Source organism: Sutcliffiella halmapala, from assembly GCF_002019665.1.
GTDB classification, from domain to species: domain Bacteria; phylum Bacillota; class Bacilli; order Bacillales; family Bacillaceae_I; genus Sutcliffiella_A; species Sutcliffiella_A halmapala.
Genome location: NZ_KV917375.1, coordinates 61948 through 79687, shown reverse-complemented (window position 1 = coordinate 79687; position 17740 = coordinate 61948). Strand labels below are relative to the sequence as shown.

At 42.2% G+C, this 17740-nt stretch carries 13 protein-coding genes, 1 tRNA gene, 3 rRNA genes, 1 other RNA gene and 1 other annotated feature; of the genes, 14 read left to right on the top strand and 4 right to left on the bottom strand.

Translation table 11 applies throughout. The annotated features are described in order from the left end of the window. Window positions 1–419 precede the first annotated feature (419 nt). From pdxS to BK580_RS00390, 4 genes are all read left to right on the top strand, one after another. Complete coding sequence (gene pdxS, locus BK580_RS00405) at window positions 420–1304, top strand: pyridoxal 5'-phosphate synthase lyase subunit PdxS (RefSeq protein WP_078378425.1); 885 nt, start codon at window positions 420–422, stop codon at window positions 1302–1304. 18 nt (window positions 1305–1322) lie between these two features. Next, window positions 1323–1898 carry a pyridoxal 5'-phosphate synthase glutaminase subunit PdxT gene (pdxT, locus tag BK580_RS00400; RefSeq protein ID WP_078378424.1) on the top strand — a complete coding sequence of 192 codons (576 nt, stop codon included), beginning with the start codon at window positions 1323–1325 and terminating at the stop codon, window positions 1896–1898. Window positions 1899–1965: 67 nt separating this feature from the next. Continuing rightward, window positions 1966–2204: a binding site (T-box leader), on the top strand. Window positions 2205–2252: 48 nt separating this feature from the next. Continuing rightward, a complete protein-coding gene (gene serS, locus BK580_RS00395) occupies window positions 2253–3530 on the top strand; it encodes a serine--tRNA ligase (RefSeq protein ID WP_078378423.1) in 1278 nt (425 codons plus the stop codon). Window positions 3531–3626: 96 nt separating this feature from the next. Next, window positions 3627–3719 (top strand) — tRNA-Ser (locus BK580_RS00390). A gap of 139 nt (window positions 3720–3858) precedes the next feature. On the opposite strand, the gene BK580_RS00385 is transcribed toward BK580_RS00390, so the two are convergent. The 4 genes from BK580_RS00385 to BK580_RS00370 all read right to left on the bottom strand — a co-directional run bounded on the left by BK580_RS00385 (window position 3859) and on the right by BK580_RS00370 (window position 7251). Continuing rightward, window positions 3859–4527: a deoxynucleoside kinase gene (locus BK580_RS00385; protein WP_078378422.1), complete on the bottom strand. Its 669-nt coding sequence runs from the start codon at window positions 4525–4527 to the stop codon at window positions 3859–3861. After that, window positions 4527–5165, bottom strand: coding sequence for a deoxynucleoside kinase (locus tag BK580_RS00380; RefSeq protein ID WP_078378421.1), 639 nt, complete (start codon window positions 5163–5165; stop codon window positions 4527–4529). The genes BK580_RS00385 and BK580_RS00380 overlap by 1 nt, the downstream gene beginning before the upstream one ends. 159 nt (window positions 5166–5324) lie before the next feature. Next, window positions 5325–6641: a glycoside hydrolase family 18 protein gene (locus BK580_RS00375; RefSeq protein WP_078378420.1), complete on the bottom strand. Its 1317-nt coding sequence runs from the start codon at window positions 6639–6641 to the stop codon at window positions 5325–5327. 67 nt (window positions 6642–6708) lie between these two features. Beyond that, window positions 6709–7251 (bottom strand): cysteine hydrolase family protein, encoded by a 543-nt coding sequence (locus BK580_RS00370; protein ID WP_078378419.1) that lies wholly within the window; start codon window positions 7249–7251, stop codon window positions 6709–6711. Between the two features lie 79 nt (window positions 7252–7330). Here BK580_RS00370 and tadA point away from each other — a divergent pair, with 79 nt between their 5' ends. From tadA to rrf, 10 genes are all read left to right on the top strand, one after another. Further along, complete coding sequence (gene tadA / locus BK580_RS00365) at window positions 7331–7828, top strand: tRNA adenosine(34) deaminase TadA (protein ID WP_078378418.1); 498 nt, start codon at window positions 7331–7333, stop codon at window positions 7826–7828. Between the two features lie 95 nt (window positions 7829–7923). Continuing rightward, an RNA gene (ffs, locus tag BK580_RS00360) (signal recognition particle sRNA large type) lies at window positions 7924–8188 on the top strand. Window positions 8189–8364: 176 nt separating this feature from the next. Then, the gene (gene dnaX, locus BK580_RS00355) at window positions 8365–10056 is read left to right on the top strand and encodes a DNA polymerase III subunit gamma/tau (protein ID WP_078378417.1); all 1692 of its coding nucleotides are present in this window, start codon (window positions 8365–8367) and stop codon (window positions 10054–10056) included. Window positions 10057–10091: 35 nt separating this feature from the next. Next, entirely contained in the window at window positions 10092–10418 is a 327-nt protein-coding gene (locus BK580_RS00350) for a YbaB/EbfC family nucleoid-associated protein (protein WP_078382591.1), read from the top strand. Between the two features lie 10 nt (window positions 10419–10428). Beyond that, the gene (recR, locus tag BK580_RS00345) at window positions 10429–11025 is read left to right on the top strand and encodes a recombination mediator RecR (protein WP_078378416.1); all 597 of its coding nucleotides are present in this window, start codon (window positions 10429–10431) and stop codon (window positions 11023–11025) included. 35 nt (window positions 11026–11060) lie between these two features. Beyond that, a complete protein-coding gene (locus BK580_RS00340) occupies window positions 11061–11273 on the top strand; it encodes a YaaL family protein (RefSeq protein ID WP_078378415.1) in 213 nt (70 codons plus the stop codon). A gap of 128 nt (window positions 11274–11401) precedes the next feature. Further along, on the top strand, window positions 11402–11665 hold the full coding sequence (locus BK580_RS00335; RefSeq protein WP_078378414.1) for a pro-sigmaK processing inhibitor BofA family protein: 264 nt from the start codon (window positions 11402–11404) through the stop codon (window positions 11663–11665). Window positions 11666–12150: 485 nt separating this feature from the next. Then, a 16S ribosomal RNA gene (locus BK580_RS00330) occupies window positions 12151–13700 on the top strand. 235 nt (window positions 13701–13935) lie between these two features. Continuing rightward, window positions 13936–16867 (top strand): 23S ribosomal RNA (locus BK580_RS00325). 80 nt (window positions 16868–16947) lie between these two features. After that, window positions 16948–17064 (top strand): 5S ribosomal RNA (gene rrf, locus BK580_RS00320). Together the 16S, 23S and 5S rRNA genes form the textbook arrangement of a ribosomal RNA operon. Window positions 17065–17740 lie beyond the last annotated feature (676 nt).

The window sequence follows — 17740 nt, the reverse complement described above, 5'->3', positions numbered from 1 at the left end:
AAGTAAACAATAAGTGCTTGAAAGACAACTTTATATGGGGTCTTTCGGCACTTTTTTTAGAATAAGAAGTATAAAAACGTGCGGTGAATGTGTTTTTAGTAAGGGGAGTGACGCCCAGCTCTAGCGCCTTGCCCCTCGAGGTCACAAGTCATGCCCATCTAGAGGTTAACAAGCAACCTCTAGCCGTGCTTGCCTTGTGCTGGTCGGGGCTGAACGAGGCGCTAGCGCTTTTGTTGGCGGAAAATTATAAGGTAGGCATGTAATGGAGTATAATGATTTTACTTTTATAATATCTAATGAAATTTATTAGGATTTTTTTTGGAATTGATGTAAAATAAAGAACGTGTAAGTAAATCATAAAGGACTAAGGTCCATTTATTTAAGTGTTTCTAATAGTCTACATACAGGGGGAATTCTCGATGACACTAACAGGTACTGATCGTGTAAAACGCGGAATGGCAGAAATGCAAAAAGGCGGCGTCATTATGGACGTTGTAAATGCAGAGCAAGCAAAGATCGCAGAGGAAGCTGGTGCGGTTGCAGTAATGGCTTTAGAGCGTGTTCCTGCTGATATTCGTGCAGCGGGTGGAGTTGCTCGTATGGCTGATCCTACTATCACGGAAGAAGTAATGAAGGCTGTTACTATTCCAGTCATGGCAAAAGCTCGTATTGGACATATTGTAGAAGCTCGTATTCTAGAAGCTATGGGTGTTGATTATATTGATGAGAGTGAAGTATTAACACCAGCTGATGAAGAATATCATTTAGACAAACGTCAATATAAAGTACCATTCGTTTGTGGGTGTCGTGACCTTGGTGAAGCGGCTCGTCGTATCGGTGAAGGTGCTTCTATGCTTCGTACAAAAGGTGAGCCAGGTACAGGGAATATCGTAGAAGCAGTTCGTCACATTCGTAAAGTAAATGCTCAAGTTCGTAAAGTAGTAGGTATGAACGAAGATGAATTAATGACAGAAGCGAAGTTACTCGGAGCTCCTTTCGAATTACTTCTTGAAATCAAGCGTCTTGGTCGTCTTCCAGTAGTTAACTTCGCCGCTGGTGGAGTAGCAACTCCTGCAGATGCAGCGTTAATGATGCAATTAGGTTCTGATGGGGTATTCGTAGGATCTGGTATTTTCAAATCCGATAACCCTGCTAAATTCGCTCGTGCAATTGTAGAAGCAACAACTCACTATCAAGATTATGAGTTAATTGCTAGCCTTTCTAAAGGATTAGGTTCTGCTATGAAAGGTATTGAAATTTCTACATTATTACCTGAAAATCGCATGCAAGATCGTGGTTGGTAAGTAAAGGAGTTTTGAATCATGGTGAAGGTTGGAGTCTTGGGACTTCAAGGTGCAGTTCGGGAGCATGTGAAATCCATTGAAGCATCTGGAGCAGAGGCAATAGTAGTGAAAAAAGCAGAACAGCTTGCTGAGATTGATGGATTAATTATTCCTGGTGGGGAAAGCACCACAATGCGCCGTTTGATTGATAAGTATTCCTTTATGGAGCCATTACGTGAGTTTGGAGCAAGTGGCAAACCTGTTTTCGGGACTTGTGCAGGACTTATTTTAATCGCTAAGCAAATTGTAGGCTATGATGAACCACATTTAGGATTAATGGATGCAACGGTAGAGCGTAACTCATTCGGTAGACAAGTAGATAGCTTTGAAGCTGAGCTAACGATTGCCGGAATTGCAAATGATTTTGTAGGTGTCTTTATTCGTGCTCCACATATTGTGGAAGTTGGAGAAGACGTGGAAGTACTTTGCAAGCACAACGGTCGAATTGTAGCGGCAAGACAAGGCCAATTCCTTGGTTGCTCTTTCCATCCAGAATTAACAGAAGATCATCGTATTACGCAGTATTTTGTGAATATGGTGAAAGAATCTAAATAAAATTGTGTATAAAACTATTGCAAGTGAGAGAAACTTGTAGTAAATTATTGCATAATAAGAAAATATAGCTAAAGCGTTGACGGGAAATAGTAACAGGTAGCATATACTAACAGAGAATCGGTGGTTGGTGCAAACCGATGTATGGCACTTGCGAATCCATCCTTGAGCAATTGACCTAATTACCTTTATGGGTATAGTAAGTCAAAATCGGTAAAATTATTACCGTTATCGAATGAAGTGGGAAGAGGCAATCTATGTCTTTTTCAACAAGGGTGGCAACACGGGATACTAACTCTCGTCCCTATTAGGGGACGGGGGTTTTTTGTGTTTTCAAAAAAAAGGAGGTAATACAGGATGTTAGATTTAAAACTATTACGTGCTAATTTTGAAGAAATAAAAGGAAAGCTGCAGCATAGAGGCGAAGACTTAACCGATCTTAATCTTTTTGAGGAACTAGATACAAGAAGAAGAGAACTTTTAGTACAAACAGAGCAATTAAAGAGCAAGCGGAATGAAGTATCACAACAGATTGCTATATTAAAGCGTGAAAAGCAAGACGCAGATCAGTTAATTAAAGAAATGCGAGAAGTTGGGGATGAAGTAAAGACGTTAGATGATGAATTAAGAGAAGTAGAGGAAAAGCTGGAGCTTTTACTGTTATCCATTCCAAACATTCCTCATGAAAGTGTTCCTGTTGGTGAAACGGAAGACGATAACGTGGAAATCCGCAAATGGGGAGAAGTACCAACGTTTGAATTTGAGGCAAAACCTCATTGGGATTTAGCAGATGAGTTAGGGATATTAGATTTTGAACGTGCAGGAAAGGTAACAGGAAGCCGTTTTGTATTCTATCGTGGTTTAGGTGCTCGATTAGAAAGAGCGTTATTTAACTTCATGTTAGATTTGCATGTAGATGAGCATGGGTATACAGAAGTATTACCACCTTATTTAGTAAATCGTGCAAGCATGATTGGAACTGGACAGTTACCTAAGTTTGAAGAGGATGCGTTCCTTATTGAAAAAGAGGATTATTTCTTAGTGCCGACAGCCGAGGTTCCGATTACAAATATGCACCGAGATGAGATTTTGAGTCTAGATCAATTGCCAATTAATTATGCAGCGTTTAGCGCATGTTTCCGCTCTGAGGCAGGATCTGCTGGACGTGATACACGCGGATTAATTCGTCAGCATCAGTTTAACAAAGTAGAACTAGTGAAATTTGTGAAACCAGAAGATTCTTATGAAGAGCTAGAAAAGCTGACAGCGAATGCGGAAAAGGTTCTTCAACTGCTTGGTTTACCTTATCGAGTTCTTAGCATGTGTACTGCAGATCTTGGCTTTACAGCTGCTAAGAAATTCGATATCGAAGTGTGGATTCCTAGTGCGGAAACGTATCGTGAAATTTCTTCTTGTAGTAATTTTGAGAGTTTTCAAGCGCGTCGTGCCAATATTCGCTTCCGTCGTGAACCAAAAGGAAAACCGGAACATGTGCATACATTAAATGGATCTGGCCTTGCAATTGGTCGAACAGTTGCTGCTATTATTGAAAACTATCAGCAAGCCGATGGCTCTGTTATAATCCCTGAAGTGTTACGTCCTTATATGGGGAATAAAGAAAGTATGACAAAATAGTGAACAAAAGAAGGGTGGAGAAAAAAACCTCCATCCTTATCTTATATTTCGTTGACAGGTTCTTTGGATATATGATATATTATTTTTTGTCGATACGGAGGAATACCCAAGTCTGGCTGAAGGGATCGGTCTTGAAAACCGACAGGGGTGTCAAAGCCCGCGGGGGTTCGAATCCCTCTTCCTCCTCCATTGATTACTGAAAAGGTATTGTACCTTTAGCGCATAAATTGGAGTTTGTTCGTTACATTGGAGAAGGTAACGAATTTTTTATTGTCATAGATGAAGCGACGTCATCTGTACAATAAATAAGCCGCCTATCATAGGCGGCTTATTTTTTTAGCAATAATGACTGTTTCATATGATGAGATATTTTTTCAATAATAGGTTCTACGGAATCAGAGTTCTTCAAAACATCGTATTCATTAATGTTTAAACGTAAAACCGGACAAGCGTGGAAGTTATTAATCCACTTTTCATAACGCTCGTGCATCTCTTCCCAGTAGGTGATAGGGGTTTGCTGCTCCATCGGACGTCCTCGTTCTTGAATTCTGCCAAGAATATCATCCAAGCTACCCTCTAAATAAATGAGCAAGTCAGGGTGAGGGAAGTATGGAGTCATTACCATTGCTTCAAATAAACTCGTATATGTTTCATAATCTACCTTTGTCATTGTACCTTTTTCATAGTGCATGTTGGCAAAGATTCCAGTATCCTCGTAAATCGAACGATCTTGAATAAATCCTCCGCCATATTCAAAAATTTTCTTTTGATCTTTAAAGCGTTCCGCTAAAAAATAAATTTGTAAATGAAAACTCCATCTTTCAAAATCAGCATAGAATTTATCTAAATAAGGGTTTGTATCTACTTTTTCAAAAGAAGTACGAAAACCTAATGCAGTTGCTAATGCGTTGGTCATAGTTGATTTTCCGACACCAACTGTTCCTGCAATCGTAATGACTGCATTGGATGGGATGCCGTATTTTTCACGTAAATTCATTAAATGATTACTCCTTTTTTTAATGTATCTTTTAATTGTTGAAAGATATGTTGTAGATCATCTTCTCGTTGAATAAAATCAAATTCGTCTCCATTGAAACGTAATATAGGTAAAGCGGGATATTGAGCTTCTAAGCGATCCATTTCTGTTTCATAATCGAGACAGAGCTGCTGTAAATAAAGCGGATCGATTTTCTTTTCGATGTCTCTTCCACGCATTTCAATTCTACTTAACAACGTATCGAGACTAGCATGTAAATAGATAATGACATTTGGTTTTGGCATATCAGCCGTTAGAATGTTGTATATTTGTAAATATTTATCATATTGCTTATCCCTTAAGGTACGCTTAGCGAAGATAAGATTCTTCATAATATGATAATCCGCTACAACAGGAGTGGTGTGTTGTAAGTGATGACGATCTATATCTTCTAGCTGTTTGTATCTATTACATAGGAAAAACATTTCCGTTTGAAAACTCCATTCATCAATATCTTCATAGAATTTTCCGAGGAAAGGATTTTCGTCTACTATTTCTTTCAGTAATTGATAGTGAAATTCCTCTGCAATTTTCTTTGCAAGTGAGGTTTTCCCAACACCAATTGGACCTTCCACTGTAATAAATGGCGTTGCTTGCATCTAAATGCCCCCCTTTACTAAACCGAAGCAATCATTAATTTTTGACAGACAATATCCATTTTATCATAGATAAAGTAAGTGTGTCTTAAGAAATTTTGAAAGTATATTCCATCCTACTAAAGCAAAAAGAGACTGATTCAATTCAGTCCCCATGAAGAATTAAAAATACCTTCTTAGTATGCGTTGTGTAGGGTTTTTGACTACGTTGAAATTGTCATAAATTAGTAACCAGTTTTGCGGAAAGGGGAGTCCTAGCTTCCAATAACTAATACCTCTTAAATTCAATTCTTTTAGTAGATCGAATTTAGCTTGAATCGATCTTGCATCTTCAAACCAAACTTTATGGCTCTTCCCTTGATCATCGACGTAATCAAAGTGAGGAGCTTGTGCTTGTGTATCATATTGAATGGCAACATTATTGTCACTTGCCAATGTGATAGCAGCTTGAGGACTGATAGCTTTTGCGTATTCTCCACCTGGAGTGAAGGGGAGAGTCCAGTCATATCCATATAGATTTTGCCCCATCATTATTTTGTTACTAGGCATTTCTGTTAATGCATATTCCAACACTTCTCTTACAGGTCCAATAGGGGAGACGGCCATTGGTGGACCTCCACTGTATCCCCATTCATAGGTCATTATAATGACAAAGTCGACGATTTCACCATGAGCTCGGTAATCATGAGCTTCATACCATTTGCCTTCTTGATCAGCGGATGTTTTAGGTGCGAGGGCTGTAGATATAAGCCAACCTTCTTGTTTGAAGCGATCGCGAGCTTTTCTTAAGAAGGTGTTGTAAGCTTCTTTATCCACTGGTCGTAAATACTCTAAGTCAAAATGGATATCTTTAAAGTTATACTTTCTAGCTGTGGCGACAATATTATCGAGAAGTTTATTTTGAACCGTCATGTCCGTTAAAATAATTCTGCCGAGCTCGTCGCTAAATGCGTCATCTTCTAAGTTGGTAAGTACCATCATTAATGTTACTTCATTCTGCTCGGCGATTTGAGGGAGCGTATCTAAAGGTGGCTCTTTTAGAGATCCATCCCTTAATATTTGAAAATTAAATGGTGCTAAATAGGTGAGATAAGGTGCTGTGTTTCTTGCGCTTTGTTCGAGTTGCGGAGATACCTCATTGCCTCTAGGTTCGATATAAGCATTGATTTCTGCATCATATTTCGGCTGAGGAGGAATATATAGTCTTAGTCCTATTTGCAAAGGTTGATTTACATTAAGTTGATTAATTTCTACTAGTCTTTGAGGGGTCGTGTTAAACCTTCTTGCTATAGACCAAAGGCTGTCACCTTGTTGGACATAATAGAATCGGCCAACTATCGGTATAACAAGTGCTTGCCCAACCACTAATGCATCTGGATTAGGTAAAGCATTTGCTTCTATAATTTCATCAGGGGTTGTTGCATATGCTTGTGCAATCCCATAAATAGTTTGTCCTTCTTGTACAACATGAATTTGCATTGAAAGTCCCTCCTAATTTATTTCCTTTATAAATGTATGAGAAGGGAGGGAGAATCATGCAAGGATCTTATAGCTCGTTCAGGTACTCATCTGTAGTTACAATGGATGCCTTTAATACATTCTGCATCATGGTAATTGCATACTCATTATCCTCTTCATCGGTAGAAGCGATGGCATCTCTAGGAATAATTAGTTGGAGTTCTCGCATATAGGCATCATTCGCTGTAAAAAGAACACAGATATTTCCTGCGATTCCCGTGAGAACTAGATTTTTTACTTCAAGCTGAGATAGTAATGTATGAAGGGCTGTTCCAAAGAAAGCGGAATGTTTCGGTTTGATTAGGAAATAATCATCCATTTCCGGGCGGAGCTCCCTAATAATCTTTTCACTTAAAGGATTATTACATTTCTCAATAATTTTATTATAATCTGCTTGCCATAGTTTATAATGGTCATTCACATAAATGATTGGAAGGTTCTTGCTCTGCATATATTTCTTCCACTTTAAAATATTTGATGAAATAATAGCGGTTTTTTGGGCTAATGTTTCTCCGTGCTTAAATTGAAAATCATTGATAATATCTATAATAAGTAATGCAGTATGCTCCATTGTTTTTCACCTCATGCAGATTAGTGTATGGAATTATCGACTAGAATATAGATAGCATACAGAGGAAAGGGATTTTTTTATGGAAACGACGACTGACGAAATGTTTATGATACAAGCAATAGAGGAAGCCAAAAAAGCCGAGGCTTTAGCAGAAGTTCCTATTGGGGCAGTCTTAGTAAAAGATGGTGCAGTAATTGCAAGGGGTCATAATTTGAGAGAGACGACACAAAGATCAATCACACACGCAGAAATTTTAGTAATAGATGAGGCGTGTGAGAAATTAGGTACGTGGCGGCTAGAGGATACAACTCTATATGTCACGTTAGAGCCCTGTCCGATGTGTGCTGGCGCAATTATTTTATCTCGTGTTCAGCGAGTTGTATACGGGGCAAAGGATCCAAAAGCGGGTTGTGCGGGTACGCTCATGAATTTATTAGATGATTCCCGCTTTAATCACCAGACTGAAGTTGAGAGTGGAGTACTAGAAGAAGAATGTGGGGCTTTGCTAACAGACTTTTTTAAAAACCTTCGTCAAAAAAAGAAAGAACGTAAACAACAACTTAAGTTAGAACCCTAAAATTTTACAGTGTTTTTCGGTTGCAATTTTTCCATTTACCCAGTATACTAAATTATGCGTCGATGAAAGACGCCTAACATTTGGTTTTAATTTTGTCGTGCTAGGTGGGGAGGTAGCGGTGCCCTGAACTCGCAATCCGCTCTAGCGAGACTGAATCCCTTCTCGAGGTTAGCAAGCTGTAGGGTCTGCCTTAAGTAAGTGGTGTTGACACCTGGGTCCTGCGCAATGGGAACCCGTGAACCATGTCAGGTCCGGAAGGAAGCAGCATTAAGCGGACTCTCTCATGTGCCGCAGGGTTGCCTGGGTCGAGCTAACTGCTTAAGTAACGCTTATGGCTACTAATCGACAGAAGGTGCACGGCAGTTTATAAATAGTCAATCAAACTCACTCTAGTTGATAGGGTGAGTTTTTTGTTGTGTAGAAAAATGTAACGAAAAGCCATGTAAAATAAAATACAAGCTTTTTATGTTTGCTTTTGAAATTAGCTCCTTTCTTACGGTATAATGGAAAGGATAAGATAGAAGGAGGGCATATTGGTGGCATATCAAGCTTTATATCGTGTTTTTCGACCGCAGCTATTTGCAGATGTTGTGGGACAAGAGCATATAACCAAAACCTTACAAAACGCCCTACTTCAACAGAAGTTTTCCCATGCCTATTTGTTTTCGGGCCCTAGAGGAACTGGAAAAACAAGTGCGGCAAAGATATTAGCCAAAACAGTGAACTGTGAACATGCTCCTGTTGCAGAGCCATGTAACGAGTGTCCATCTTGTAAAGGTATAACGGATGGTTCTATTTCCGATGTAATCGAAATAGACGCTGCCTCGAACAATGGGGTAGATGAAATTCGTGATATTCGCGACAAGGTGAAATATGCACCAAGCGTAGTAAAGTATAAAGTATATATCATAGATGAAGTACATATGCTTTCTATCGGAGCTTTTAATGCGTTATTAAAGACGTTAGAAGAGCCTCCAAAACATGTAATCTTTATTTTAGCAACAACGGAGCCGCATAAGATTCCACTTACTATCATATCGCGTTGTCAGCGTTTTGATTTTAGAAGAATTACTGCAGAATCAATTGTCGGTAGACTAGAGACCGTACTTCATGCGCAAGGTATTGAAAGTGAATCACAGGCATTAGCAGTAATTGCAAGAGCGGCAGAGGGTGGAATGCGTGATGCGTTAAGCTTAATGGATCAGGCCATTTCCTTTAGTGACGGTCTACTTACTATTCAAGACGCACTATCTATTACAGGTTCTGTCTCGCAAGTGTTTATGACAGATTTAGTAAAAGCTTTGCATCACAAAAATGTTTCTGAAGCACTAGACTCCTTGAATGATGTCTTTCAGTCCGGAAAAGATCCAGCAAGATTTTTAGAAGACTTAATTTTCTATTACCGCGACATGTTGCTTTTCAAAACTGCACCAAATCTTGAGAAAATTTTAGATCGAGTGCAGGTAGATAAAGACTTTAAAACGTTCGCAGAAGAAATTCCAACAGAGACGATTTATGAAACAATTGATATTCTTAATAAAAGCCAACAAGAGATGAAGTGGACAAACCATCCACGAATCTATTTAGAAGTAGCAATTGTAAAGCTTTGTCAACTAGAGGGGTCTTCTAAAGAAGCGGCTAATCAAGATCAAGTAAATATCTTAATGAAAAAAATCACTTTACTTGAAAACAAGGTAAAAGAATTATCATCTGGGAACATGAATGATGGAAGTAGGGCAACCTCTGCAACTAAAGCCCCTGCTCGTTCTACTGGAGGGTCTCGCAACGGTTTTAAAACAGCTGTTGGACGAATCCAAGAAGTACTTAAGCAAGCGACAAGAGGAGATTTAGAAAGCATAAAGAGCAGCTGGGCTCAATTATTAGAGACGTTACGAACGCAAAATAGAGTATCTCATGCCGCGTTATTAACAGATAGTGAACCAGTAGCTGCTTCTAATCAAGCTTTTGTGTTAAAGTTTAAGTATGAAATTCATTGTAAAATGGCTTCAGATGACCAAGTAAAACAGAATTTGGAGCAAATTTTGCTAGAGCTTACCGGGAAATCCTTTGATATGCTGGCAGTTCCAGATCAAGAATGGCAACAAATCCGAGAAGATTTCATTCGTGGACAGAAAGACGAAAACGAAGGGGAACAGAAAGAAGAAGACCCTTTAATAGAAGAAGCGAAGAAACTGGTAGGCCCCGAATTAATAGAAATTAAAGAATAAAAATTGGATATCTAATTTAGGAGGAATGAGTTATGATGCGTGGTGGCGGAATGGGTAACATGCAAAAAATGATGAAACAAATGCAAAAAATGCAAAAGGATATGGCTAAGGCTCAAGAAGAGTTAGCTGAAAAAACAATTGAAGGTTCAGCTGGCGGTGGCATGGTTACTGTTGTCGTAAACGGACAAAAAGAAATAATTGATGTAAAAATTAAAGAAGAAGTAGTGGATCCAGAAGATATTGAAATGTTACAAGATCTAGTACTTGCTGCAACTAACGATGCACTAAAGAAAATGGAAGAGTTAACGAACGATACAATGGGTCAATTCACTAAAGGGTTAAACATGCCAGGACTTTTCTAGGAGGACCTTTATGCACTATCCTGAGCCTATATCAAAGCTGATCGACAGCTTTATGAAATTGCCAGGTATCGGCCCAAAAACGGCCGCTCGTCTGGCATTTTTCATATTAAATATGAAGGAAGACACGGTTTTGGATTTCGCAAAAGCGTTGGTTAATGCGAAAAGAAATTTATCTTACTGTTCGGTCTGCGGACATATAACAGATAAAGATCCTTGCTATGTTTGCGAGGATGATCGAAGGGACCGCACTGTTATTTGTGTAGTTCAAGAAACAAAAGATGTTATTGCTATGGAGAAAATGAAAGATTATAACGGACTTTATCATGTTTTACATGGAGCAATCTCTCCAATGGATGGCATCGGTCCTGAAGATATCAAAATCCCTGAATTAATTAAACGATTACAGGATGGTGTTGTCCAAGAAATTATTCTGGCAACTAACCCTAACATCGAGGGAGAAGCAACAGCAATGTATATCTCAAGACTCCTGAAACCAACAGGAATAAAAATAACGCGTATCGCGCATGGTCTTCCTGTTGGTGGCGACTTAGAGTATGCAGATGAAGTAACTCTTTCTAGAGCACTTGAAGGAAGAAGAGAAATCTAACCAACTATAATTAATAAAAGGGGCTATCTCTACCTATGTTTTTTCGTAAAAAAGACCGTTTGAAAAAACAGTTTGATGCCAAACTTATGGAAATCACTGAGTCGTGTAAGGATCGTTGGTCCAAACAAAAAAATCTTGTAGAAAAAAGTGTAGAACCTTCAGAAGAAGTGATCTGCCAGTTGAAAATGGCTGAAGCTAAATATCTCTTCTTATTAAGAGAAGTTCGAACTAGAATGGTGGTAAAGTAGCGTGGGGGATTTCCTTGCGTTGCTTTTTTTATTTCTCATCATATTGCCATAGGGATAGTTCTAGTTCTTAAATAGTTAAAACTACATACAATTACAATAGGTACAAGCTAGATGAGGAGGGAGTAAAAGTGCAGCCGTTAATAGTTATTGGAGTAATAGGAGCATTAATTCTTTTAGTTTTAATAGTAGGAACTCCTTTTAAGCCATTTCGCTTTATTGGACAAACAGCAGTCAAAATTATGATTGGTGCGTTATTCTTATTTTTCTTAAATGCTTTCGGTAATTCTATCGGTATCCATATTCCAATAAATTTTGCCACATCAGCCGTTTCCGGTGTGCTTGGAATCCCTGGAGTAGCAGCTCTGGTGATCATTCAAATGTACATTATTTAATAGAACAAAAGCGCAAGCGTCTCGTTCAGTCCCGACCAGCATAAGATAGTTTTCGAAGGAGGTTGCTTTTTGACCTCCGTAGAAAAATGACTTATGACCTCGAGGGGCTAGGCGGTGGAGCTGGACGTCAATACCCTTACTTTACACACCATCCACCGTGCGTTTTTATACTTTCTTATTCATCAAAAAAGGTTCCTCTGAAAAAAGAGGGATTTTTTTTATTATTTATATTGACTTAGCTATAAATAACATGGTATATTAGTCTACGTTGTCGCAAACGAAACAAACAAAACAAACTTAATTAAAAAAAGTTGTTGACTCGCTTCGGTTGCTGTGATATTATAAGAAAGTCGCTTCGAGAGAACGACGAAAAAAGTTCTTTGAAAACTAAACAAAACAACAGCGTCCACGTTAATCTATAATGATTAACAAAGAACGAAAAAGTAACACAAGCTAGTTAAATTTTGAGCAAATGCTCAAACTCTTTATTGGAGAGTTTGATCCTGGCTCAGGACGAACGCTGGCGGCGTGCCTAATACATGCAAGTCGAGCGGACTTACAAAAGCTTGCTTTTGTAAGTTAGCGGCGGACGGGTGAGTAACACGTGGGCAACCTGCCCTTAAGACTGGGATAACTTCGGGAAACCGGAGCTAATACCGGATAATATAAAGAACCTCCTGGTTCTTTATTGAAAGATGGTTTCGGCTATCGCTTATGGATGGGCCCGCGGCGCATTAGCTAGTTGGTGAGGTAACGGCTCACCAAGGCAACGATGCGTAGCCGACCTGAGAGGGTGATCGGCCACACTGGGACTGAGACACGGCCCAGACTCCTACGGGAGGCAGCAGTAGGGAATCTTCCACAATGGACGAAAGTCTGATGGAGCAACGCCGCGTGAGTGATGAAGGCCTTCGGGTCGTAAAGCTCTGTTGTTAGGGAAGAACAAGTGCGAGAGTAACTGCTCGCACCTTGACGGTACCTAACCAGAAAGCCACGGCTAACTACGTGCCAGCAGCCGCGGTAATACGTAGGTGGCAAGCGTTGTCCGGAATTATTGGGCGTAAAGCGCGCGCAGGTGGTTTCTTAAGTCTGATGTGAAAGCCCACGGCTCAACCGTGGAGGGTCATTGGAAACTGGGGAACTTGAGTGCAGAAGAGGAAAGTGGAATTCCAAGTGTAGCGGTGAAATGCGTAGAGATTTGGAGGAACACCAGTGGCGAAGGCGACTTTCTGGTCTGTAACTGACACTGAGGCGCGAAAGCGTGGGGAGCAAACAGGATTAGATACCCTGGTAGTCCACGCCGTAAACGATGAGTGCTAAGTGTTAGAGGGTTTCCGCCCTTTAGTGCTGCAGCTAACGCATTAAGCACTCCGCCTGGGGAGTACGGTCGCAAGACTGAAACTCAAAGGAATTGACGGGGGCCCGCACAAGCGGTGGAGCATGTGGTTTAATTCGAAGCAACGCGAAGAACCTTACCAGGTCTTGACATCCTCTGCCAACCCTAGAGATAGGGCGTTCCCCTTCGGGGGACAGAGTGACAGGTGGTGCATGGTTGTCGTCAGCTCGTGTCGTGAGATGTTGGGTTAAGTCCCGCAACGAGCGCAACCCTTGATCTTAGTTGCCAGCATTCAGTTGGGCACTCTAAGGTGACTGCCGGTGACAAACCGGAGGAAGGTGGGGATGACGTCAAATCATCATGCCCCTTATGACCTGGGCTACACACGTGCTACAATGGACGGTACAAAGGGCAGCAAAACCGCGAGGTCGAGCCAATCCCAGAAAACCGTTCTCAGTTCGGATTGCAGGCTGCAACTCGCCTGCATGAAGCCGGAATCGCTAGTAATCGCGGATCAGCATGCCGCGGTGAATACGTTCCCGGGCCTTGTACACACCGCCCGTCACACCACGAGAGTTTGTAACACCCGAAGTCGGTGGGGTAACCTTTTGGAGCCAGCCGCCTAAGGTGGGACAGATGATTGGGGTGAAGTCGTAACAAGGTAGCCGTATCGGAAGGTGCGGCTGGATCACCTCCTTTCTAAGGAAAAAGACGCTGTTTGTTTTGTTTAGTTTTGAGAGAGCATTCTCTCAAATGATTATATACGCACTGAAATTCCTCCTTAATATGATGGAAATCAGTCGCTATGTATGTTCTTTGAAAACTAGATAACGTAAGTAATATCAAGATACATTCACAAGTATCGTTCATCTTAGTAATTTTCTTTTAGATAACATCGCTGTTATCGAAAAACACGACAATTAAGTTTGTCAACGGTTAAGTTATTAAGGGCGCACGGTGGATGCCTTGGCACTAGGAGCCGATGAAGGACGGGACTAACACCGATATGCTTCGGGGAGCTGTAAGTAAGCTTTGATCCGGAGATTTCCGAATGGGGAAACCCACTACTCGTAATGGAGTAGTATCTTTACCTGAATACATAGGGTACTGAAGGCAGACCCGGGGAACTGAAACATCTTAGTACCCGGAGGAAGAGAAAGCAAATGCGATTTCCTGAGTAGCGGCGAGCGAAACGGAATTAGCCCAAACCAAGAGGCTTGCCTCTTGGGGTTGTAGGACACTCAACATGGAGTTACAAAGGAACGGGGTAAATGAAGCGACCTGGAAAGGTCCGTCGTAGAAGGTAAAAACCCTGTAGTTGAAACTTCGTTCCCTCCTGAGTGGATCCTGAGTACGGCGGGACACGAGAAATCCCGTCGGAAGCAGGGAGGACCATCTCCCAAGGCTAAATACTCCCTAGTGACCGATAGTGAACCAGTACCGTGAGGGAAAGGTGAAAAGCACCCCGGAAGGGGAGTGAAATAGATCCTGAAACCGTGTGCCTACAAGTAGTTAGAGCCCGTTAATGGGTGATAGCGTGCCTTTTGTAGAATGAACCGGCGAGTTACGATCCCGTGCAAGGTTAAGTCGATGAGACGGAGCCGTAGCGAAAGCGAGTCTGAATAGGGCGAATGAGTACGTGGTCGTAGACCCGAAACCAGGTGATCTACCCATGTCCAGGGTGAAGTTCAGGTAACACTGAATGGAGGCCCGAACCGACTCACGTTGAAAAGTGAGCGGATGAGGTGTGGGTAGGGGTGAAATGCCAATCGAACCTGGAGATAGCTGGTTCTCTCCGAAATAGCTTTAGGGCTAGCCTCATATGTTAGAGTCTTGGAGGTAGAGCACTGATTGGACTAGGGGTCCTCATCGGATTACCGAATTCAGTCAAACTCCGAATGCCAAAGACTTATCTATGGGAGTCAGACTGCGAGTGATAAGATCCGTAGTCAAGAGGGAAACAGCCCAGACCGCCAGCTAAGGTCCCAAAGTATACGTTAAGTGGAAAAGGATGTGGAGTTGCTTAGACAACCAGGATGTTGGCTTAGAAGCAGCCACCATTTAAAGAGTGCGTAATAGCTCACTGGTCGAGTGACTCTGCGCCGAAAATGTACCGGGGCTAAACGTATCACCGAAGCTGCGGACTGTTCTTTGAACAGTGGTAGGAGAGCGTTCTAAGGGCGTTGAAGCTAGACCGGAAGGACTGGTGGAGCGCTTAGAAGTGAGAATGCCGGTATGAGTAGCGAAAGAAGGGTGAGAATCCCTTCCACCGAATGCCTAAGGTTTCCTGAGGAAGGCTCGTCCGCTCAGGGTTAGTCGGGACCTAAGCCGAGGCCGAAAGGCGTAGGCGATGGATAACAGGTTGATATTCCTGTACCACCTCCACTCCGTTTGAGCAATGGGGGGACGCAGAAGGATAGGGTAAGCGCGCTGTTGGATATGCGCGTCCAAGCAGCAAGGCTGAGAAGTAGGCAAATCCGCTTCTCATATAAGGCTGAGCTGTGATGGCGAGGGAAATATAGTACCGAAGTTCCTGATTTCACACTGCCAAGAAAAGCCTCTAGCGAGGAGTATGGTGCCCGTACCGCAAACCGACACAGGTAGGCGAGGAGAGAATCCTAAGGTGAGCGAGAGAACTCTGGTTAAGGAACTCGGCAAAATGACCCCGTAACTTCGGGAGAAGGGGTGCTCTGTTAGGGTGTTAAAGCCCGAGAGAGCCGCAGTGAATAGGCCCAGGCGACTGTTTAGCAAAAACACAGGTCTCTGCGAAGCCGTAAGGCGAAGTATAGGGGCTGACGCCTGCCCGGTGCTGGAAGGTTAAGGGGAGAGGTTAGCGCAAGCGAAGCTTTGAACCGAAGCCCCAGTAAACGGCGGCCGTAACTATAACGGTCCTAAGGTAGCGAAATTCCTTGTCGGGTAAGTTCCGACCCGCACGAAAGGCGTAACGATCTGGGCACTGTCTCAACCAGAGACTCGGTGAAATTATAGTACCTGTGAAGATGCAGGTTACCCGCGACAGGACGGAAAGACCCCGTGGAGCTTTACTGTAGCCTGATATTGAATTTTGGTACAGCTTGTACAGGATAGGTAGGAGCCTGAGAAGCCGGAGCGCTAGCTTCGGTGGAGGCGTCGGTGGGATACTACCCTGGCTGTATTGAAATTCTAACCCGCAGCCCTTATCGGGCTGGGAGACAGTGTCAGGTGGGCAGTTTGACTGGGGCGGTCGCCTCCTAAAGAGTAACGGAGGCGCCCAAAGGTTCCCTCAGAATGGTTGGAAATCATTCGTAGAGTGTAAAGGCACAAGGGAGCTTGACTGCGAGACCTACAAGTCGAGCAGGGACGAAAGTCGGGCTTAGTGATCCGGTGGTTCCGCATGGAAGGGCCATCGCTCAACGGATAAAAGCTACCCCGGGGATAACAGGCTTATCTCCCCCAAGAGTCCACATCGACGGGGAGGTTTGGCACCTCGATGTCGGCTCATCGCATCCTGGGGCTGTAGTCGGTCCCAAGGGTTGGGCTGTTCGCCCATTAAAGCGGTACGCGAGCTGGGTTCAGAACGTCGTGAGACAGTTCGGTCCCTATCCGTCGTGGGCGCAGGAAATTTGAGAGGAGCTGTCCTTAGTACGAGAGGACCGGGATGGACGCACCTCTGGTGTACCAGTTGTCTTGCCAAAGGCATAGCTGGGTAGCTACGTGCGGACGGGATAAGTGCTGAAAGCATCTAAGCATGAAGCCCCCCTCAAGATGAGATTTCCTTTAGCTTCGGCTAGTAAGATCCCTGAAAGATGATCAGGTAGATAGGTTCGAGGTGGAAGCGTGGCGACATGTGCAGCTGACGAATACTAATCGATCGAGGACTTAACCCAAAACAATGAACGATACTTAGTGAATCTTGATATGAAAATACGTTATCTAGTTTTGAAGGAACATCCTTCAACTTAATATGTCTGGTAATGATGGCGAAGAGGCCACACCCGTTCCCATACCGAACACGGAAGTTAAGCTCTTCAGCGCCGATGGTAGTTGGGGGCTGTCCCCCTGTGAGAGTAGGACGTTGCCAGGCAAATAGAGAAAAGATTAGTGCTGATGAGGCGCTAGTCTTTTTTTGTGTTGTCTGGATGTTGGAGTAGTGATTTGAAGTTCGGAATGAGGAAACATTGAATAGAAAAGATTGACGTGAAGCTATGAGGAAATGATGGGAAATATAAAATGTCAAAATGTTTTCTGAAAATGTCAGAAAGTCTTGGGAAAATCTTAAAACCTCGGGAGAAAACTTTAGAAAGTTACGAAAAAATGTCAAAAGGGGCCTGAAAAATGTCAAAAGCTACAAGCTAAGCGGGAATTAAAAGGCAACAAAAAACTCCAAACAGCCCCGAAATGATTATTTTTTATCAAAACAGCAAATATTCCAGCCAAATTGGAATGGTACGGTCCATTTTTTCAGAAAATATGGATCCAGAGAGCAAATCTACCAAGCTCCAATTTGTTAAAAGAGCTTTTTAGTTTGGGTACTGGTCAGGATAAGTATGACCTCAGTGTACGTTTTTTGGGCGCACGAGGATTGGGAGGATTGGACCGAAAAGAGTGTTGCAGAGCATTTTTAGAAAAACCTTGAACGTAGAGGATTGTCAGGAAAGTAACCTAAATCAGAACAATAATGTGTTATTTATCTTTTGGAAACTGTTCCTATACAAAACTGATAATTATACTACTGAAAATAATATTGGTGCAATGATAAT